This is a genomic window from Treponema pedis (assembly GCF_017161325.1).
GTDB classification, from domain to species: domain Bacteria; phylum Spirochaetota; class Spirochaetia; order Treponematales; family Treponemataceae; genus Treponema_B; species Treponema_B pedis.
In genome coordinates, this window is record NZ_CP045670.1 from 1523516 (window position 1) to 1539054 (window position 15539).

The 15539-nt window shown below is 37.0% G+C and carries 14 protein-coding genes and 1 pseudogene; 5 read left to right on the forward strand and 10 right to left on the reverse strand.

The window, feature by feature from the left end:
- Window positions 1–97: 97 nt before the first annotated feature.
- The 3 genes from DYQ05_RS06850 to DYQ05_RS06860 all read right to left on the reverse strand — a co-directional run bounded on the left by DYQ05_RS06850 (window position 98) and on the right by DYQ05_RS06860 (window position 4240).
- A complete protein-coding gene (locus tag DYQ05_RS06850; protein WP_206183147.1) occupies window positions 98–1963 on the reverse strand; it encodes a methyl-accepting chemotaxis protein in 1866 nt (621 codons plus the stop codon).
- Window positions 1964–2255: 292 nt separating this feature from the next.
- Window positions 2256–3398, reverse strand: coding sequence for a protein-glutamate methylesterase/protein-glutamine glutaminase (locus DYQ05_RS06855; RefSeq protein WP_024470248.1), 1143 nt, complete (start codon window positions 3396–3398; stop codon window positions 2256–2258).
- A gap of 26 nt (window positions 3399–3424) precedes the next feature.
- Window positions 3425–4240 (reverse strand): CheR family methyltransferase, encoded by an 816-nt coding sequence (locus DYQ05_RS06860; protein WP_024470249.1) that lies wholly within the window; start codon window positions 4238–4240, stop codon window positions 3425–3427.
- 95 nt (window positions 4241–4335) lie between these two features.
- On the opposite strand from DYQ05_RS06860, the gene DYQ05_RS06865 reads away from it, so the two are divergent.
- The 4 genes from DYQ05_RS06865 to DYQ05_RS06880 all read left to right on the forward strand — a co-directional run bounded on the left by DYQ05_RS06865 (window position 4336) and on the right by DYQ05_RS06880 (window position 6879).
- Window positions 4336–4968 (forward strand): hypothetical protein, encoded by a 633-nt coding sequence (locus DYQ05_RS06865; RefSeq protein WP_029410118.1) that lies wholly within the window; start codon window positions 4336–4338, stop codon window positions 4966–4968.
- Window positions 4949–5707: an LptA/OstA family protein gene (locus DYQ05_RS06870; RefSeq protein ID WP_252723265.1), complete on the forward strand. Its 759-nt coding sequence runs from the start codon at window positions 4949–4951 to the stop codon at window positions 5705–5707. The genes DYQ05_RS06865 and DYQ05_RS06870 overlap by 20 nt, the downstream gene beginning before the upstream one ends.
- Window positions 5708–5734: 27 nt before the next feature.
- Window positions 5735–6472: an LPS export ABC transporter ATP-binding protein gene (gene lptB, locus DYQ05_RS06875; protein ID WP_206183149.1), complete on the forward strand. Its 738-nt coding sequence runs from the start codon at window positions 5735–5737 to the stop codon at window positions 6470–6472.
- A gap of 68 nt (window positions 6473–6540) precedes the next feature.
- Window positions 6541–6879, forward strand: a complete 339-nt coding sequence (locus DYQ05_RS06880; RefSeq protein ID WP_024467981.1) for an FMN-binding protein — start codon at window positions 6541–6543, stop codon at window positions 6877–6879.
- Between the two features lie 8 nt (window positions 6880–6887).
- On the opposite strand, the gene DYQ05_RS06885 is transcribed toward DYQ05_RS06880, so the two are convergent.
- The 3 genes from DYQ05_RS06885 to DYQ05_RS06895 all read right to left on the reverse strand — a co-directional run bounded on the left by DYQ05_RS06885 (window position 6888) and on the right by DYQ05_RS06895 (window position 9580).
- The gene (locus DYQ05_RS06885; RefSeq protein ID WP_252723266.1) at window positions 6888–7553 is read right to left on the reverse strand and encodes an HD domain-containing protein; all 666 of its coding nucleotides are present in this window, start codon (window positions 7551–7553) and stop codon (window positions 6888–6890) included.
- A gap of 45 nt (window positions 7554–7598) precedes the next feature.
- Window positions 7599–8039 carry a hypothetical protein gene (locus DYQ05_RS06890; RefSeq protein ID WP_024469963.1) on the reverse strand — a complete coding sequence of 147 codons (441 nt, stop codon included), beginning with the start codon at window positions 8037–8039 and terminating at the stop codon, window positions 7599–7601.
- A gap of 95 nt (window positions 8040–8134) precedes the next feature.
- On the reverse strand, window positions 8135–9580 hold the full coding sequence (locus DYQ05_RS06895; protein WP_206183150.1) for an aminoacyl-histidine dipeptidase: 1446 nt from the start codon (window positions 9578–9580) through the stop codon (window positions 8135–8137).
- A gap of 118 nt (window positions 9581–9698) precedes the next feature.
- Between DYQ05_RS06895 and hisS the strand changes: the two genes are divergently transcribed.
- Entirely contained in the window at window positions 9699–11033 is a 1335-nt protein-coding gene (gene hisS / locus DYQ05_RS06900; protein WP_020965276.1) for a histidine--tRNA ligase, read from the forward strand.
- A gap of 81 nt (window positions 11034–11114) precedes the next feature.
- Here hisS and DYQ05_RS06905 read toward each other — a convergent pair whose 3' ends face one another.
- The 4 genes and pseudogenes from DYQ05_RS06905 to DYQ05_RS14600 form a co-directional block, all read right to left on the reverse strand.
- Window positions 11115–11681, reverse strand: coding sequence for a histidine phosphatase family protein (locus DYQ05_RS06905; RefSeq protein ID WP_020965277.1), 567 nt, complete (start codon window positions 11679–11681; stop codon window positions 11115–11117).
- Between the two features lie 12 nt (window positions 11682–11693).
- Complete coding sequence (gene cobS / locus DYQ05_RS06910; RefSeq protein ID WP_353934594.1) at window positions 11694–12698, reverse strand: adenosylcobinamide-GDP ribazoletransferase; 1005 nt, start codon at window positions 12696–12698, stop codon at window positions 11694–11696.
- Window positions 12650–13033, reverse strand: coding sequence for a bifunctional adenosylcobinamide kinase/adenosylcobinamide-phosphate guanylyltransferase (locus tag DYQ05_RS06915; protein WP_252723268.1), 384 nt, complete (start codon window positions 13031–13033; stop codon window positions 12650–12652). Before DYQ05_RS06915 ends, cobS begins: the two co-directional genes overlap by 49 nt.
- 3 nt (window positions 13034–13036) lie before the next feature.
- Window positions 13037–15500, reverse strand: a pseudogene (locus tag DYQ05_RS14600) (endonuclease MutS2).
- Between the last annotated feature and the right edge of the window lie 39 nt (window positions 15501–15539).

Consider the following 15539-nt stretch of genomic DNA (forward strand, 5'->3'; position numbering starts at 1 on the left):
GAATGTGTAATTTATAGGGTTTATTTTGCACGGGAGAGAAAAAAAATTAATTATTTTTCCTAAACGGTTTGAAAATAAGAATCTTTTTAACGCGTTTTTAAACTTTAAATTTATTTACTTCCTGCGTTAAAATATCTATACTTTCTTTGTTTTTTCGGCTCATTTCATTTACTTCCTGAACGGCATTATTGATTTGTACCGCACCCGATGCCATTTCATTCATACTGTCTGTAATAGTGCGGGCTAAATCGTCCAATTTCCGCATTTCCGATGCAACGCCTTCTCCGCCTTTAAGCATTTCCGAAGAGCCGTTTTTTACTTCTTCCGTTACGGTGTTTATATTTTTAATAGCTTTTAAAATTTCTCTGTTTGCATTTTCCTGTTCACGCATTGAAGACAAAATAAGAGCTTCCTGTTCGGTAAGAGTGTTTACAAGCTCATATACCTTATCGAATGTTTTTTCGGCTCCGGTTCCCGCAATTGTTATTTTTTCAATGATTTGAAGGGATTCTTTTATTACTTCTCCTATTTGTTTACCCTGTACATTGGATTCTTCGGCAAGTTTGCGTATTTCATCTGCAACGACGGCAAATCCTTTTCCCGCTTCTCCGGCATGTGCGGCTTCTATTGCCGCGTTCATTGCCAGTAAATTCGTTTGACTTGCAATATTTTGTATAATTTGGCTTGCTTCAAGAAGAGAGCTGGATTTTTCCGCAATTTGTGCGACTATTTCATTTGCCGTATGAGCACCGTTTTTTCCGTTTATGGTTTGAGCATAAGCATTTTCCATTACTTTTCCGTTTTTTTCGAGCATATTTGTAACGGAACTTATGTTCGACGTCATTTGCTCTATAGATGAAGAAGATTGAGTTACGCTTGCAGCCTGTGCTTCGATACTGTTATTAAGTTGTTTGATGGTTCGTATTATTTCTTCCACGGTTGCGGCAGTTTCCGTAATGCTTGCGGCTTGCGAAATAACTTGTTGTTTTACACTGTCTATATTCGCATTTATCTGATTAACGGAGCTTGCCGTTTCCGTCATATTTGAAGTTAATTCCATACCTAAGTTTTGCAAAGAATTATTTTCTTTCATAATTGAAAGAATTATATACCTGATTTTTTGCATAGTTTTATTAAATGCGGAGGAAAGTTGCGCAACTTCATCTCTTCCTTTTACTGGAAGTTTTGATGTTAAATTTCCGTCTCCTTCGGAAATATTTACAAGCATCTTTGAGGTAAGAATAATCGGGCTTATAAAAAGTTTTACTATTATAAAATAAAAGACTGCGATTGTAATTGTCAATGTGATAAGGCCCGTTATAATGTTTTTTACCGTAGTTTCTATTAGAGATGCATATAGCTGTTCCTGTATTGCGCTTATTTCTTTTTCAATATCGTCAAGATAATTTCCGGTTCCTATAATCCAATCATATCCGGGATAATGTATTGTATAGCTGCGTTTATGAACCGCCTTTGTTTGCCCTGCTCTCGGAAAATAATAATTTACAAATTCGTCACCTTTTCCGGTTGCGGCATTTATAAATTCTTTTACTATATAGGTATTGTTTGTGTCTTTTAAATCAAGCCGTGATTTACCTTCCATATCGGGTTCGACCGGAAGTAAAACGCTTATACCGTCGGGCGTGTCTATCCAAAAGTAACCGTCTTTTTCGTAACGCATATTTCTTATTATTTCTTTAATACGGTTTTTTCTTTCATTAAGCGGCATATTTTCTTTTTCGTAAATTGCATTATAAGAATCAATAAGCGAGACGATATTTTCGACTTGAAGTTTGATTTTTTTGTCGTATGATTCGTATAATAAATCGGACAGTCTTTTTAAGGTATCTTTATTTCGTTTTACCGTGTTTATTTGTCCTGCACTGAGGAAAATAATAAAAACAAAAGTTAAAATTATTACCGAAAAAATAAATGTTTTTAGTTTTAAACTGAATCTTTTCATAATGTTTCCTTTCTTGTGCGATTGTATGGGGGGGGGGGGGGGTGGGGGGGGTATCATATTCATTTTTTCCATTTTTGTCAAGCTCCTTTATGTTTAAAGTGTTTTTATATTAATTGCGGATTTATTTGTATAAATATTATAACATATTGATTAAGTTTGTCTAGTGTATTAAAAAAGTTTTTAATACTTTTAAATATTATCGATAGACGAAATCGCCTATTTTTTTAGGTCATTGCGCCTTGCCCGACAATATGGATATTGTTCAAAAACAAGGCGTTTAACCGGAAAGTTTTTATGCGTATTCTTTACCGTAGTTGTTAATTACGGAAGCCATATTGCTAAGACTTATTTGCTCCATTACACCGCCCATTTCCCAAGCTACACGGGGCATTCCGTATACTACGGAAGATGCTTCATCCTGTCCCAAGGTACGGGAGCCTTCGGTATAAAGTTTTGTTATATTTTGCGCTCCGTCTTTTCCCATGCCCGTCATAATAATACCTAAAGCATGATTTTGATATTCTTTTGCAACCGATTCAAAAAGAACATCGGCACTGGGACGGTGTCCGCTTTGAGGAGGAGTATCGGTAATCCTTGCAATGGCGGCAAGGGAGCGTTTTTCGACGGTTAAGTGTCTTCCTCCGGGAGCAATTAAAATACGTCCCTGTTTTATTACATCTCCGTCGGCGGCTTCTTTTACTTCCAGCGGGCAAATTTTATTTAAGCTGTTTGCAAATTCTTCCGTAAATCCCGGCGGCATATGTTGTACTACTACAATAGGCTGCGGTAAATCGGGTGCCAAATCCGCAAATACCTGTCTTAATGCATTCGGCCCTCCTGTGGAAATTCCTATTGCTATTATTTGAATGTTTCCGGGACTTCGTACGGGAGAAGGTTTTTCTGCCGGTTTATTTAATTGCATATTAAAAATTGGCGAAGAGCCGCCTGCCGTTTCCGACGGGGCGGAGCGGTACTGCTCGGCAAGTCCTTTAGGGATTTCTCCCGATGAGTTTTTAGACCTTTCAAGTATGTACCTTCTTCCGTATGCCAAAAGCATTTTGGAAAGGGTATCCGAAACCGTATGCAGATTCGCCGATTCGGAGCCGGACGGTTTTGTAATAAAGTCTACCGCTCCGAGTTCCAAACATTCTATAGTAATTTTTGCCCCTTCTTTTGCAATACTTGATAAAATTACCACAGGGATTTTTATATTTAGTTTTTTTAATTCCCGTAAAAATTCAACGCCGTTCATTTCAGGCATTTCCAAATCCAATACGATAATGTCGGGCTGCGCTCTTTCAAGTTTTTGAAGAGCAAATTTACCGTTCATTGCCTTATCCGCAATTTTTAAACCGGGCGTTGCTTCTACAATCTTTCCGATTAAATTTCTCATTAATGCGGAATCGTCTACAATTAAAACTCTTATATCTTCCATAAACAAAATACCTCTTTTTTTATAGTTTAGACATCTTTTTTATAAAAACATGCCCAGTCGGTTTTTAAAAATTCGAATTTCGTATTCATTCCGAAAAGAGATTCGGAATGACCTATAAACAAAAATGATTTTGGCGACATCGCTTTCCAAAATTTATCGATAACGTCCTTTTGTGCGGGTTCATCGAAATAAATTAAAACGTTTCTGCAAAATACTATATCGAAGTCATTTTGCTTTGATTCATGTTTTAAATTGTGATAGTCGAAACTTATCATTTTCATAATTTCAGGTTTAATTTGATACCCGTCATTTAATTTATCGAAATAAGTGTGAAGATAATCATCCGGAACTCCCGCAATGCGGGCTTCCTGATAAAAACCCGTCTTTCCTACCAAAAGGCATTTTAAAGATAGGTCGGACGCTATTATTTCCGCCGTAAAACCCGCAGGAAGATATTTTTTCATCATCATTGCAATAGTATACGGTTCTTCCCCTGTCGAACAGCCTGCACTCCATATTTTTATTTTACTTTTTCCTGCCGCACGTTTTATTTTTACGAGTTCGGGAATTACGTAATTTTGTAAGGCATCAAAATGCGGTTGATTTCTGAAAAAACGTGTTAAATTTGTCGTTACCGAATCCAATAAATTTTTTTGTTCTTCGGAATCTTTTAAAATGAGATTATAATAATCCGAAACTTTTTCCAGCTGTTTTGCCCTTAATTTTTCCTTTAAGCGGCTTTCCAGGATTGCACGGTTACTCGCCGAAAAAGTAATACCGCTGGCATTATAAATTAAATCGCTGAACATACGAAATTCATCATCAGTTAAAAAATCGGGCATACGAAATTCTCCTAAACTTATAATATATAAATTTACCTAATTATTCAATACCTTAAGGTTTTGACTAAGATTGAAAAAGATAGTATAATCAGGTAATGGATATACGAAAAATTATAAAAATCTTTATAATCTCTTTTATCGGTATTATATCATTTTCTTGTACTTTAAACTATAGTAAAGAGGCCGAATTTTTTGAAAAAAAGCCTAATTTTGTGTTTAAAAATTCGAATTTGGATAGATATGAAGAAAATTCTTTAAATTTAAAAATTAATTTCGATAAGCTTGAGATATATGATACGGATAAAATTTGGGCGGGGGAAAAAATAACCTTTGTTAAAATAAATTCAAAAACCGATGAAGAAAATAAATCGGACGGAAAACGCGAAAAACTTTCCGGGTATAAGGGTTCTGCAGGTATTATAAAAATCGATGAAAAAAACGAAAAATATTTTTTAGGCGGCAAGGTTTTTTTTGAGGACATAAAAGAAGGGGTGGCTATTTCGGGAGAGGCTTTTTTTTGGGATAAAACTTCAGGTGTTTTGTACGGAAGTAAAGAAGGGCGGGTTAGTGTAAAAAAGGGCGAAGAACTTGATATAACCGGAGAGGGGTTTATTGCGAATACCGTCTCACGTGAATTTGAGTTTTCTTCCGTAGTTTCGGGAAATATACTTACGGCTTCGGAAAAAACGGAAGATAAGGAGAATGCCGATGAAACGATTTTTAAATAAATTTTTACCGTTTTTTCTTTTTACACTTTCCTTTTGCCGTTTAAATTCCGAAAATTCCAAAATAAATTTTTCGGCCGACAGCGTAAAGGCTTCCGTTTCCGAAAATAAAAAAACTACAAATCTTATAGGAAATGCCGTTGTAGCTGTAGATAACTTAAAAATAACTGCGGACAGCATAGAGATTTTCGGTACCGATTATCGTTATGTAAACGCCACAGGTACGGTTTCGGGTGAAGATTCAAAAAACGGGTATTCATTTAAGGCAGATTTTATCAAATTCGACAGAAAGACCGATATTGTTTTAATGTTCGGAAAGATAGAACTTAACGATACCAAAAATGATGTTACAATTTCCGCCGAAAATGTTGAATATAAGAAAAAAAATGAAATAATGATTATGCGGTTTAACATAAAAATTTTGCGTAAAGATATAGAATGTAATTCTATGTTTGCATTATATAACAGAACCGAATCCAAGTTGGAGCTGACCGGAAGGCCTGCCGTAAAAAAAGGCGGCGATGAGTTTAAGGCGGCAAAAATTTCCGTTAATTTGGAAACTGAAGATATTTCGCTTGACGGAAGAGTGAGCGGTTCGGTTGAAGAAAAAACCGGGGAAAAAAAAGATGATGCGGGCGGCGGAGAAGCCGCTTCTTCGGAAACTTCCGAAGTTCGGACAGACGGTGCGGAATCCGGCAAAGAAGAAAAAGAAGACCCGGTAAAAGACGGACAGGAAAAATAAGCCGTACCGATTTTTGCGGAGAAACAAATGATTGAAAATAAGAGTATACTGAAAGTTGAGGGCTTAAATAAATTTTTTAGAAAAAAGCACGCCGTACACGATGTAAGTTTTTCTATGGAACAGGGGGAAATAGTAGGGCTTTTGGGGCCTAACGGAGCCGGTAAAACGACCTCGTTTTATATGATTGTCGGCTTTTATAAACCCAATTCAGGAGATATTTATTTAAACGGAAAAAAGATAACCGATTTACCCATGTATAAAAGGGCCAGAGAAGGTATTTCGTATTTACCTCAAGAGGCTTCGGTTTTCCGTAAGCTGACTGTAGAACAAAATATTTATGCCATTTTGGAAACTCGTAAAGATTTGGATAAGGTTCAAAAAAAAGAAAGACTTGAATTTCTTTTAAATGAATTCGGAATAACGGCAAACAGAAAACAACAGGCATATACGCTTTCGGGAGGCGAAAGACGCAGAACGGAGATTGCCCGGGCTCTTGCAATTGAACCTAAATTTTTACTTCTTGATGAGCCTTTTGCGGGGATTGACCCGATTGCGGTTCACGATATAAAAACTATTATACGTCTTTTGGCAAAGCAGGGTATAGGTATTTTAATAACCGACCATAATGTCCGCGATACTTTGGAGATAACTGACAGAGCTTATATAATAGGTAAAGGCGAAATTGTCGAGCAAGGTTCCAGGGACGATATTCTGAATTCCGAAATTGCACGTCAAATTTATTTGGGCGAAGAATTTAAAATGTAGTTGTATTATCCGCTTTACAATTTATTTATATTTTAATAAAATATGTTTCGCGTATAGGTAATGCTGTTATGAAAAAATTATTTTTTTTATTTATTGCAATGTTTTTTGTTTCGTGTTTAGGTAAAAACGGTGAAGCCTCGGTTTCCGGTATTTTTGAAGGAATCGGAAAAGGCTTGTTAGGCGATATTCGCGTAAGAGTTGAAATCGAAAATAATAAAATTAAAACTATAGACGTAGTTGAGTATTCCGATACGCCAGGTTACAGCGATACCGTTTTTGATTATTTACCGGATAAGATTATCGATGCAGGTTCCGTTGATGTGGATATAATAAGCGGGGCTACTATTACGAGCCGGGCTTTTTTAGAAGCTGTAAAAGACGCTTTAAAAAAGGCGGGCTTGCCTTGAATTAATTTTTAATATCTTCCATATTCCATTCGGTTAAAAATTCGGAAATAAAATTTTTCATATATTTTTCTCTTTGCAGTGCAATATGTTTTGCCGTATCGGTATTCATCTATATCTTTAAGATAAAATAATTTTTCGTAAAAATGATTGACGGTAGTGGATATATGATGTTGATATTCGTTTTTGCCCATATTCATACGAGGTTTTATTTCCGGGTTGTAGATTTGTCTGTTACGGCTTCCTCCGTATGCAAAGGCTCTTGCTATTCCGATTGCCCCCAAAGCGTCAAGCCTGTCAGCATCTTGTACACATTTTCCTTCGATAGTGTCCGGAATTACCGAATCTTTTCCCGTATATGAAACTTGACCGATAATCGATAAAACGGATTTACATACTTTTACGCTTACCTTATTGGATTGCATAAACAAAAGAGCTCTGTTTTTATCGGCGTGCGTATCGGGCGAAAGTTTTATATCATCGACATCGTGCAATAAGGCTGCCAACTTTACAATATAAATATCGGCGTTTTCTCTTTTTGCAATGTAAGCCGCCGTTCTGTATACCCGCATTGTGTGAAAAAAATCGTGTCCGCTGTAATCGTCCTGAAATATTTTTTTTATATACAGTTTTGCATTTTCAATTATTTCAGGTTTTAATTTTTCATCGTTATTCATAAGCCGTTATTATCTTATTTTCCGTTCGGACGGTTTAAATAATTTTTAAAAAATATCTAAAATTAAAATAGTTTTTGCACCTGCAAACGGTGAAAAGTTAAGTTCAAATTCCTGTAGTTTTGAATTAAGTTTTGTTTTTACTTTTTTTGCAAGTTTAAAATCTTCCTTTGCCAAAAGTTTTCCTCCGGTTCTTTTATAGCCTGTAAAATCGTATACTATTTTAACGATTATTAAATCGGAGTTTGCTTTTACGGTTATTTTTCCTTCATCATCCGTTTTATATTCGCGGATTGTTCCGTCCGAAAAGGTTACCGTACAGGATAAGCCCCTGTATGACATTTGCGATTTATCCGTAACTTGAATAAATGCGGTTTCTTCTATGACGGGGATATTTTTAGGAGGCAGCTGTTTTGTTTTGCATGAAACAAAACACAAAATACTTAAGCCCGTAAGCAATATAAAAGCCTTAATTTTTTTGTTTTTCATATAATGTCCTAAAATAAATATTTAAAGTAAATAAAGCGTAGGTATAAAACCGGTAATCTGAAACTGAATTACCGGCTTTAATTTTTATCGACGGCTTATTGTTTTAATTCTTCTAAATAAGCTAACAGGAATTTCCAAGTGCGTTCTACAGAGGGAATATCCATGTGTTCGTTCGGCGTGTGAACATCGTAAAGGTTAGGCCCGAAACTGATTGCGTCAACGCCTTTAATTGCCTTACCCAAAAGCCCGCATTCCAATCCTGCGTGAATGGCGTTTATTTTAGGTTCGCTTCCGGTAATTTTTTTATAAGCTGCAATTGCCTTATCCCGTATGGGAGAATCGGGATTGTATTCCCATGCGGGATATTCCGAAACCTTTTCGAATTCGGCATTTGTACGCTCGGCTTGAATACGGATAATTTCGCAAGTTTCATCAAGCGCGCTTTTTACGCTGCTTCTTACCGAAACGGTAAATTCGAGTTTGCCGTTTTTTTCTTTTAAAATACCGTTATTTAAACTTGTTTGAACCAAGCCTGGAATATCCAAACTTCTGTAGCGCACTCCGTCAGGAACTATCATCATAAAATCGATAAGGTTATCGGAAAGTTGTTTTGTAAACATAACGTTTTTTTCGGTTTGAGTTTTACAAGCTGTAACCGTTAAAAGTTTATCGGCTGTCCTGTATTCCGCTTTTAAGTCTGCGGTAACGGTTTCTATTATTTTTAAAACGCTTTCCGCATTTTCCGAGGCAACTACCGCATAAGATTCTTTTGCAATTGCATTATGTTTGGAGCCGCCTTCAATTTCGATTATATTTATTTTTTCCGTTTTTTTAATTTGAGATAAAATTCTTCCCAAAATTTTTATTGCATTGGCGCGCTGATTTTTAATTTCTATACCTGAGTGTCCGCCCAATAAATTCGTAACGGAAATTTTAACGGCGGTTCCTTTTACTTTTTCGGTTTCAATTTTAAAGGAAATATGAAGATTTGCTCCTCCGGCGCAGCTTACCAAAAAAACACCTTCTTCTTCGGAATCTATATTTAAAAGTCTTTTTGCCGAGAAGTGCTCGCCCGTTACGGCCATAGCCCCTCCCATTCCCGTTTCTTCTTCCGTTGTAATTAAAACCTCCAAAGGCGGGTGAGGAATATCTTTTGAGTCGAGAATTGCAAGCGCATAAGCTACGGCAATTCCGTCATCGCCGCCTAATGTGGTTTTGTCCGCATAAAGCATATCGCCTTTAATGACGAATTTAATAGGGTCTTTTAAAAAATCGTGATTTGAACTTGTTTCTTTTTCGCAAACCATATCCATGTGGCCTTGAAGGATTACGGCCGGCGAATTTTCAAAGCCCTTTGTTCCGTTTTTTTTAATAATTACATTCATAGCGGTATCTTGATAAACTTCAAGATTTCTTTCTTTTGCAAATTTTACAAGAAAATCGCTTATCGCTTTTTCGTTGCCCGAGCCCCTCGGAATTTGCGAAATTTCATAAAACCAATTAAAAACGTTTTTAGGTTCTGTGTTTTGTAACGGATTCATTTATCCCTCCTGTAATTCAAATGTAAGTATAGTATAAAAAGATAAAATCGGCAATAGCATAAGTTTCCAATAATTTTACTCTCTTGTCTAAGGCTTATAAATATAGTAAACTTAAGCTATGAGTAATTTGATACAGCCTAAAATTTTAAAAGGATTCCGCGATTTTCTTCCCGATGCCGAAATACGGAGGGCCTTGCTTTCGGAAAAACTTGTAAGAGCTTTCCGCAGTTCGGGCTTTGTTCCCATTGATACCCCCGCTTTGGAGTACTCCGAAATTCTGTTACGGAAAAGCGGAGGCGAAACGGAAAAGCAGGTTTTCCGTTTTAACGATAACGGGGGACGAGATGTTTCAATGCGGTTTGATTTAACGGTTCCTCTTGCAAGGTTTATTGCTGAACACCGTTCGGAAATTTATTTTCCTTTTAAGCGCTACCACATAGGAAAGGTTTGGCGCGGGGAAAAGCCTCAAGCCGGACGCTATCGGGAATTTATGCAATGTGATTTCGATGTCATAGGCTCGGATACCGCCGCTTCCGATTTTGAAATTATACATTTAATAAAAAAGGCATTAAATGAACTTAACGTATCGGATTTTAAAATTCACGTTTCTCACCGCGGTATTTTTAATCGTTTTTTAAAAGCTCTTAATGTTCAAGATAGAAGCGAAGAAATTTTACGCATTGTAGATAAACTTGCAAAAATCGGAAAAGATGAAGTGCTTAAACTTTTAACCGAATTAACTTCAGCAGAAAATGCGGAAAAAATATTTGATTACGTTTCAGGCGGAACAACCGATATAAAAACGGCCGATTTTAAAACCGTGCTTTCTCATGTAGAAACTCTTGCCGGCGGAAAGGCGGAAGATTCCGAGAGAATGAGAGATATATATTCTTTTATTTGTGCCGTAGGTATTCAGGATTATGTCGTTTTCGACCCCTCAATTACGCGCGGTCTTGATTATTATACGGGCGTGGTTTACGAAACTTTTTTAACGAAGTTGCCTTCGATAGGGTCCGTTTGTTCGGGAGGGCGATACGATAATTTAACCGGGCTTTATATGAAAGAATCCGTAAGCGGTGCCGGAGCTTCTATAGGTTTGGACAGGCTTATAGCCGCTCTTGAACAGCTGGGAGAAAATAACTTTCGAGGAAGTTTTACGGATGTGCTGATATTTTCCGATACTGGAACCGACTTTGCTTTAAGCTATAAAACGGCAGCTTTTTTTGAAGCTTGCGGAATAAATGCGGAAGTATATCCCGAGCCGAAAAAAATAAACCATCAATACACTTATGCGGAAAAAAAAGATATTAAGTGGGGTATATTTATTCCGGAGGGGCTTACATTGCCCGTAAATCTTGATGAAGATTCTTTTAAAATAAGATTGAAAAACCTGGCGGAAAGAAAAGAAGAAGAGTTGACTCTTAAAGAAGCCGTTAAAAGGGTAAGAGGCTAGGGGAGTCTTTTAAGAGATTGCGTTTATTTTAATTGGAACACCTTATACAAGACCCGCTTTTAAAAAATTTAAAGGCGGGTTTTATTCATTAAAAGCCTCTACAGTTTTATTTCCCGCTTTAATTTGTAAAACCGTAAGCGAGGAATTTTTAGGAGCGAATTTATTTCTAAGCCGGAAATTATCCAAAGCCCATGCCAAGGCCATAGTAATTGTACCGTAATGAGTTACCGCTATGCAGTCTTCATCTTTTGCGGCCGCTTCTTCCAAAAAACTGGAAACACGGGTAAAGTGTTCAAGCGAAGTTTCTCCTTGAGGAGGAGGAAATTCGTCGTTGTGTTCTATCCAGTTTTTTACTTCGGAAGGATATTTTTTTTCGGCTTCCGCAAAGGTTAAGCCCTTAAAAATACCGAAGTTATATTCTTGAAGTCTTTTATCGGTTCGGATATTTTTTAAGCCTAAATACTCAGCCGTTTGCAAGGCTCTTTTAAACGGGCTTGAATAAACTTTTTTAAATTCGTAATAAGCCAATTTACTTTTTAAAACGTCAAGGGCGGGGTAGGCCTCTTCCGCCAACGGAGAATCGTCTAAACTGTAAACTTTAGTCTTGTTTGTAATTGTTATTCCGTGTCTTATTAAAATTATTTTCAAAGTTTAAAGTCCTTAATTTACTGGTTGAATAAAAATTATCGAGAATAAAATTGCAAGTTCCGTTAATTCAACTGCGCAGCCGTTTACATCTCCCGTAGTGCCGTCTATTTTTTTATATGCAATTTTTGCAATGATAAAGGTAAGAAAAAATGCAATTAGCGGAAAAAGTAAATATTTCATTCTGTATGAAAATTCCGCAAGCGTAAAATTAAGGTATTTTAATGAAAACGAAGAAATTTCAGGAGTAAATAAACAGAGAATACAGACGGCAATAAGCCAAAAGAAAAAACTTATTTTTGAAGCCGATTTATGAAATAAGATGCCTAAGCCGGTTTCTTTTGCAGGTTTTACAAAAACCGCCATACCCACTCCCGCAAGCCTCGAAATAATTCCCGCTAAAATTAAAATACCTCCATGAGGCATAACACCTGCATAAGCAATATAGCGAGATAAAACGGCAAAGGAAATTCCGGTTGTACCGAAACTTCCTATTCTAGGGTCGCTCATAATTTCTAAAATTTTTTCTTTTCGTTTGTGTGCTGAAAGAAAGCCGTCCAAGGTGTCGGCTAAACCGTCAATATGTAAGCCTCCCGTTAAAAATAAATACAGGATAAGCGAAAGTCCTGCCGCCTCTTCAAGATATGTATTCGATATAAAATAAATCGGAATCAAAGCGACCGCCTCGATAACTGCTCCTATAAGGGGTAAAAAGAAAAAAGCTTTTTTTAAATTGCTTTCGGTAAATTCGATATTTACCGGAATCGGAATCCGGGTAAAAAATTGTAAAGCTAAAATAAAACCTTTCATTTTGTTTCTCCTTTTATTTGTACTGGAATTCCGCATACCGTCAAAAAAAACCTTATCGGCAATTTCCGCAAGGGCCGCATTTACCGTTCCTTGAGCATCGGAAAAGCTTCTTGAAAGAGGATTCATAGGTACAAGGCTTGAGCCTACTTCATTCGTTACGATTATGAGAGTTCCGTTATTTTTTTTATTGCTTCGATAAGCGAATTTAATTCATTTAAAGATGTATCTATTGTATTTTGCGTATCGCTTGCGGTAATTTTCTCTTTTCCGTTTGTGCCGTCGAAAAGAATCCGCGAGATTAAATTCGTAACACAATCCAAAAGATAGAATTTTTCATTGCCTATTGCATTTTGTAAATTACGGTAATCCTCGTAAGTGCGCCACTTACAATTTCTGCGAAGACGGTGCTTTTGTATTCGCTCTTTCATTTCTTCATCGGTAATTGAAGCCGTTGCAATGTAAACCGCATTGTTTTCATTTTTTAAAAGTTTTTCGGCATAAGTGGATTTACCGCTTCGCGAGCCGCCGGTAATTAAAATAACCATTTATTACTCCAAATTTACAATCGTTTTTCCGCTTCCGCCTTCTTCAGGTTTTGCAAAACGGAAATTTTTTACATAATTATTGCTTTTTAAAAAATTGTGCGTTATGTGCTGTAAGATGCCGTCTCCTTTTCCGTGTATAATTGCAAATTCCGTAACTCCGTGTACCAGGGCCGTATCCATTTGCAGTTGCAAGGCTTTTTGCGCTTCTTCTCCGCGCATTCCCAAAAGGCGCAGTTCAAGAGAGGGCATAGTCGGTTTACTATCCGAGTCGGAAATAAGGGTTATAACGGGTTTTGAAAGTTTTAAGTCCGTCTGTTTTTCCGATATTTCGATATCGTTTTCAGGAACGGTAATTTTTAAGTTATCCATTGCAACAAGCCATTTACCTTTTTTTTCTTCACGGATAATTTCGCCTGAGCGTTTATAACTTTTTATATAAACCTTTATTCCACGTTGCAATTGCAAAGATTGACTTTGATTGTTTTTATTTTCCTGTTTTTCGGCGGAGGAAAAACGGCTCTCTTCCTCTATTTTTTCCTGTTCCGTTTTTATAGCTTCGTGTTCGCTTTGAAGACTTTCTTTAAAATCTTCTATCCAATTTTTTACGTTTAAAGTTTTTTCCCGTGTAAGTTCACCTTCCCGTATTTCGCGTACCAAGTTTTCCAACGCCTTCCGCTTTTCTTCAAAAAAAATGTCCAGTTTTTTTATTCCGTCTTTTCTAAGTTCAAGTTCTTTTTGCTTTAACCGTAATTCTTTTAAATCGGATTTTCTTCTGTCTTCGCGCAAACGGCGCTCTTCTTCTTTTTTTTGAGTTTCGAACTCGTTTAAATCTTCGTGTTTTCTTATAAGTCCCTTAATTAAATCGGAAACATCGGCACGGTTATTTCCCAAATAAAAGCGGGCTTTTTCGACTATTGTTTCCGGCAATCCGTTCCGTTTTGCAATATCGACCGCATGGCTTTCCCCCGGAACCCCCATCAATATTTTATACGTCGGACTTAGGGTTTTTTCGTTAAATTCCACCGAGGCGTTTACGCAGGAGGGGTTTGAATAACCGTAATTTTTTAATGCGCCGTGATGAGTGGTTACGAACACAAAGGATTTTTTTTTCGATTAAGGCGTCAAGCACGGCCATGGCTATTGCGCAGCCCTCTTGAGGGTCGGTACCGCTTCCGAGTTCATCTAAAACGACTAAACTTTTTTCCGATGCCCTTTGTATAATTTCCGCTACGTTTTTCATATGTGCCGAAAACGTGGAAAGGGATTGGTCAAGGGATTGTTCATCGCCTATATCGCAGGCAATAAAATCAAAGTAAGGAAGTCTTGTTTGCGGCCCTGCCGGGACAGGCCAGCCGGTTTGATTGATTAAAGCAAACAGGGCGGCTGTTTTTAAACTGACGGTTTTACCGCCCGTATTGGGGCCCGTTATAATAAGCACCTTATCTTCTTTTAAAAGTTTTAAATCGATGGGTACCGCATTTTTTCCCAAAAGCGGGTGCCTTGCCTGATGTAAATAAAAAGAAGGAGTCCCGTGATTATTTAAATTATACATTGAACTTCCGCATAAAAGTTCGGCCGGAGGTAATGCAAAAACGCAGGATTGAGAGCGTGCCCATCTTGCAGCTGCGGAAAAACAATCAAGTTCGATAATAGCTTCGCAGCTTTTTTTTATTATTTTAAGATGATTTGCAATTTTTGCAGTAAGCTCAGTTAAAAGCCGTAAAAGCTCGCGCTCGTATTCGGCATGGGCTGCAAGTAAATTATTATTTTTTAAAACCACCGTTTCAGGTTCAAGATAAAAAGTTTGTCCCGATTGGGAATACTCGTGAATTATACCCGGTATTCTTCCCTTAAAATTGGAGCGCACCGCTATAACCTGTCTTCCGTCTTTTACGGTAGGTAAGTTTGATTGAAGCATTGAACGTGTATATTCATCGGTAAAAAAATTCCGCATTGTTTTTTCAATATCGGTTTCTATTGAAGCGATTTTATTTTTAATTGAGCGCAGGGAAGGTAAATCCTGTATTTCTCCGTTTTCATCTATAAACGCAAAAATCAGGTTTTTTAATTCAAACATTTTAGGTATAGCCTTTATAAAACTTACAATCGAGTTTAAAGCATATTCTTCATTTTGCAAAAAAGGATTAAGCCATTCGTGAAGTTCGCAAACGGCCTTTGCTAAAAGTCCTACCGAGTAAACTCCTTCAATATCGAGAGCCGCTCCTTCAACTTCAATTCCGTTTAAAAACGGAAGAACGGGCGGACGGTATTTTACGGGAGGAGCATTATAAGAATTAAGGAGAGCAAGAAAATCGTTTCCGTATTTTTTTTCTTTTTCAATTTGCTTAATATCCGTGTACGGTTTTTTATTTAAACATGTGTTTTTTCCTTCATCGGTTACGCAATAAGAGGCAATTATACCGCATATACGCGAAAACTGTAAAACTTCAAGAGTATGTTCGGTCATTTCTTTTTCTCCGATAGGTATTTTAAACAATTATTGTAA

Excerpts from the sequence above, each read along its gene's own strand:
- DYQ05_RS06850 (WP_206183147.1), bottom strand. The coding sequence starts at position 1,963 with ATGAAAAGATTCAGTTTAAAACTAAAAACATTTATTTTTTCGGTAATA.
- DYQ05_RS06855 (WP_024470248.1), bottom strand. The coding sequence starts at position 3,398 with ATGGAAGATATAAGAGTTTTAATTGTAGACGATTCCGCATTAATGAGA.
- DYQ05_RS06860 (WP_024470249.1), bottom strand. The coding sequence starts at position 4,240 with ATGCCCGATTTTTTAACTGATGATGAATTTCGTATGTTCAGCGATTTA.
- DYQ05_RS06865 (WP_029410118.1), top strand. The coding sequence starts at position 4,336 with ATGGATATACGAAAAATTATAAAAATCTTTATAATCTCTTTTATCGGT.
- DYQ05_RS06870 (WP_252723265.1), top strand. The coding sequence starts at position 4,949 with ATGAAACGATTTTTAAATAAATTTTTACCGTTTTTTCTTTTTACACTT.
- lptB (WP_206183149.1), top strand. The coding sequence starts at position 5,735 with ATGATTGAAAATAAGAGTATACTGAAAGTTGAGGGCTTAAATAAATTT.
- DYQ05_RS06880 (WP_024467981.1), top strand. The coding sequence starts at position 6,541 with ATGAAAAAATTATTTTTTTTATTTATTGCAATGTTTTTTGTTTCGTGT.
- DYQ05_RS06885 (WP_252723266.1), bottom strand. The coding sequence starts at position 7,553 with ATGAATAACGATGAAAAATTAAAACCTGAAATAATTGAAAATGCAAAA.
- DYQ05_RS06890 (WP_024469963.1), bottom strand. The coding sequence starts at position 8,039 with ATGAAAAACAAAAAAATTAAGGCTTTTATATTGCTTACGGGCTTAAGT.
- DYQ05_RS06895 (WP_206183150.1), bottom strand. The coding sequence starts at position 9,580 with ATGAATCCGTTACAAAACACAGAACCTAAAAACGTTTTTAATTGGTTT.
- hisS (WP_020965276.1), top strand. The coding sequence starts at position 9,699 with ATGAGTAATTTGATACAGCCTAAAATTTTAAAAGGATTCCGCGATTTT.
- DYQ05_RS06915 (WP_252723268.1), bottom strand. The coding sequence starts at position 13,033 with ATGGTTATTTTAATTACCGGCGGCTCGCGAAGCGGTAAATCCACTTAT.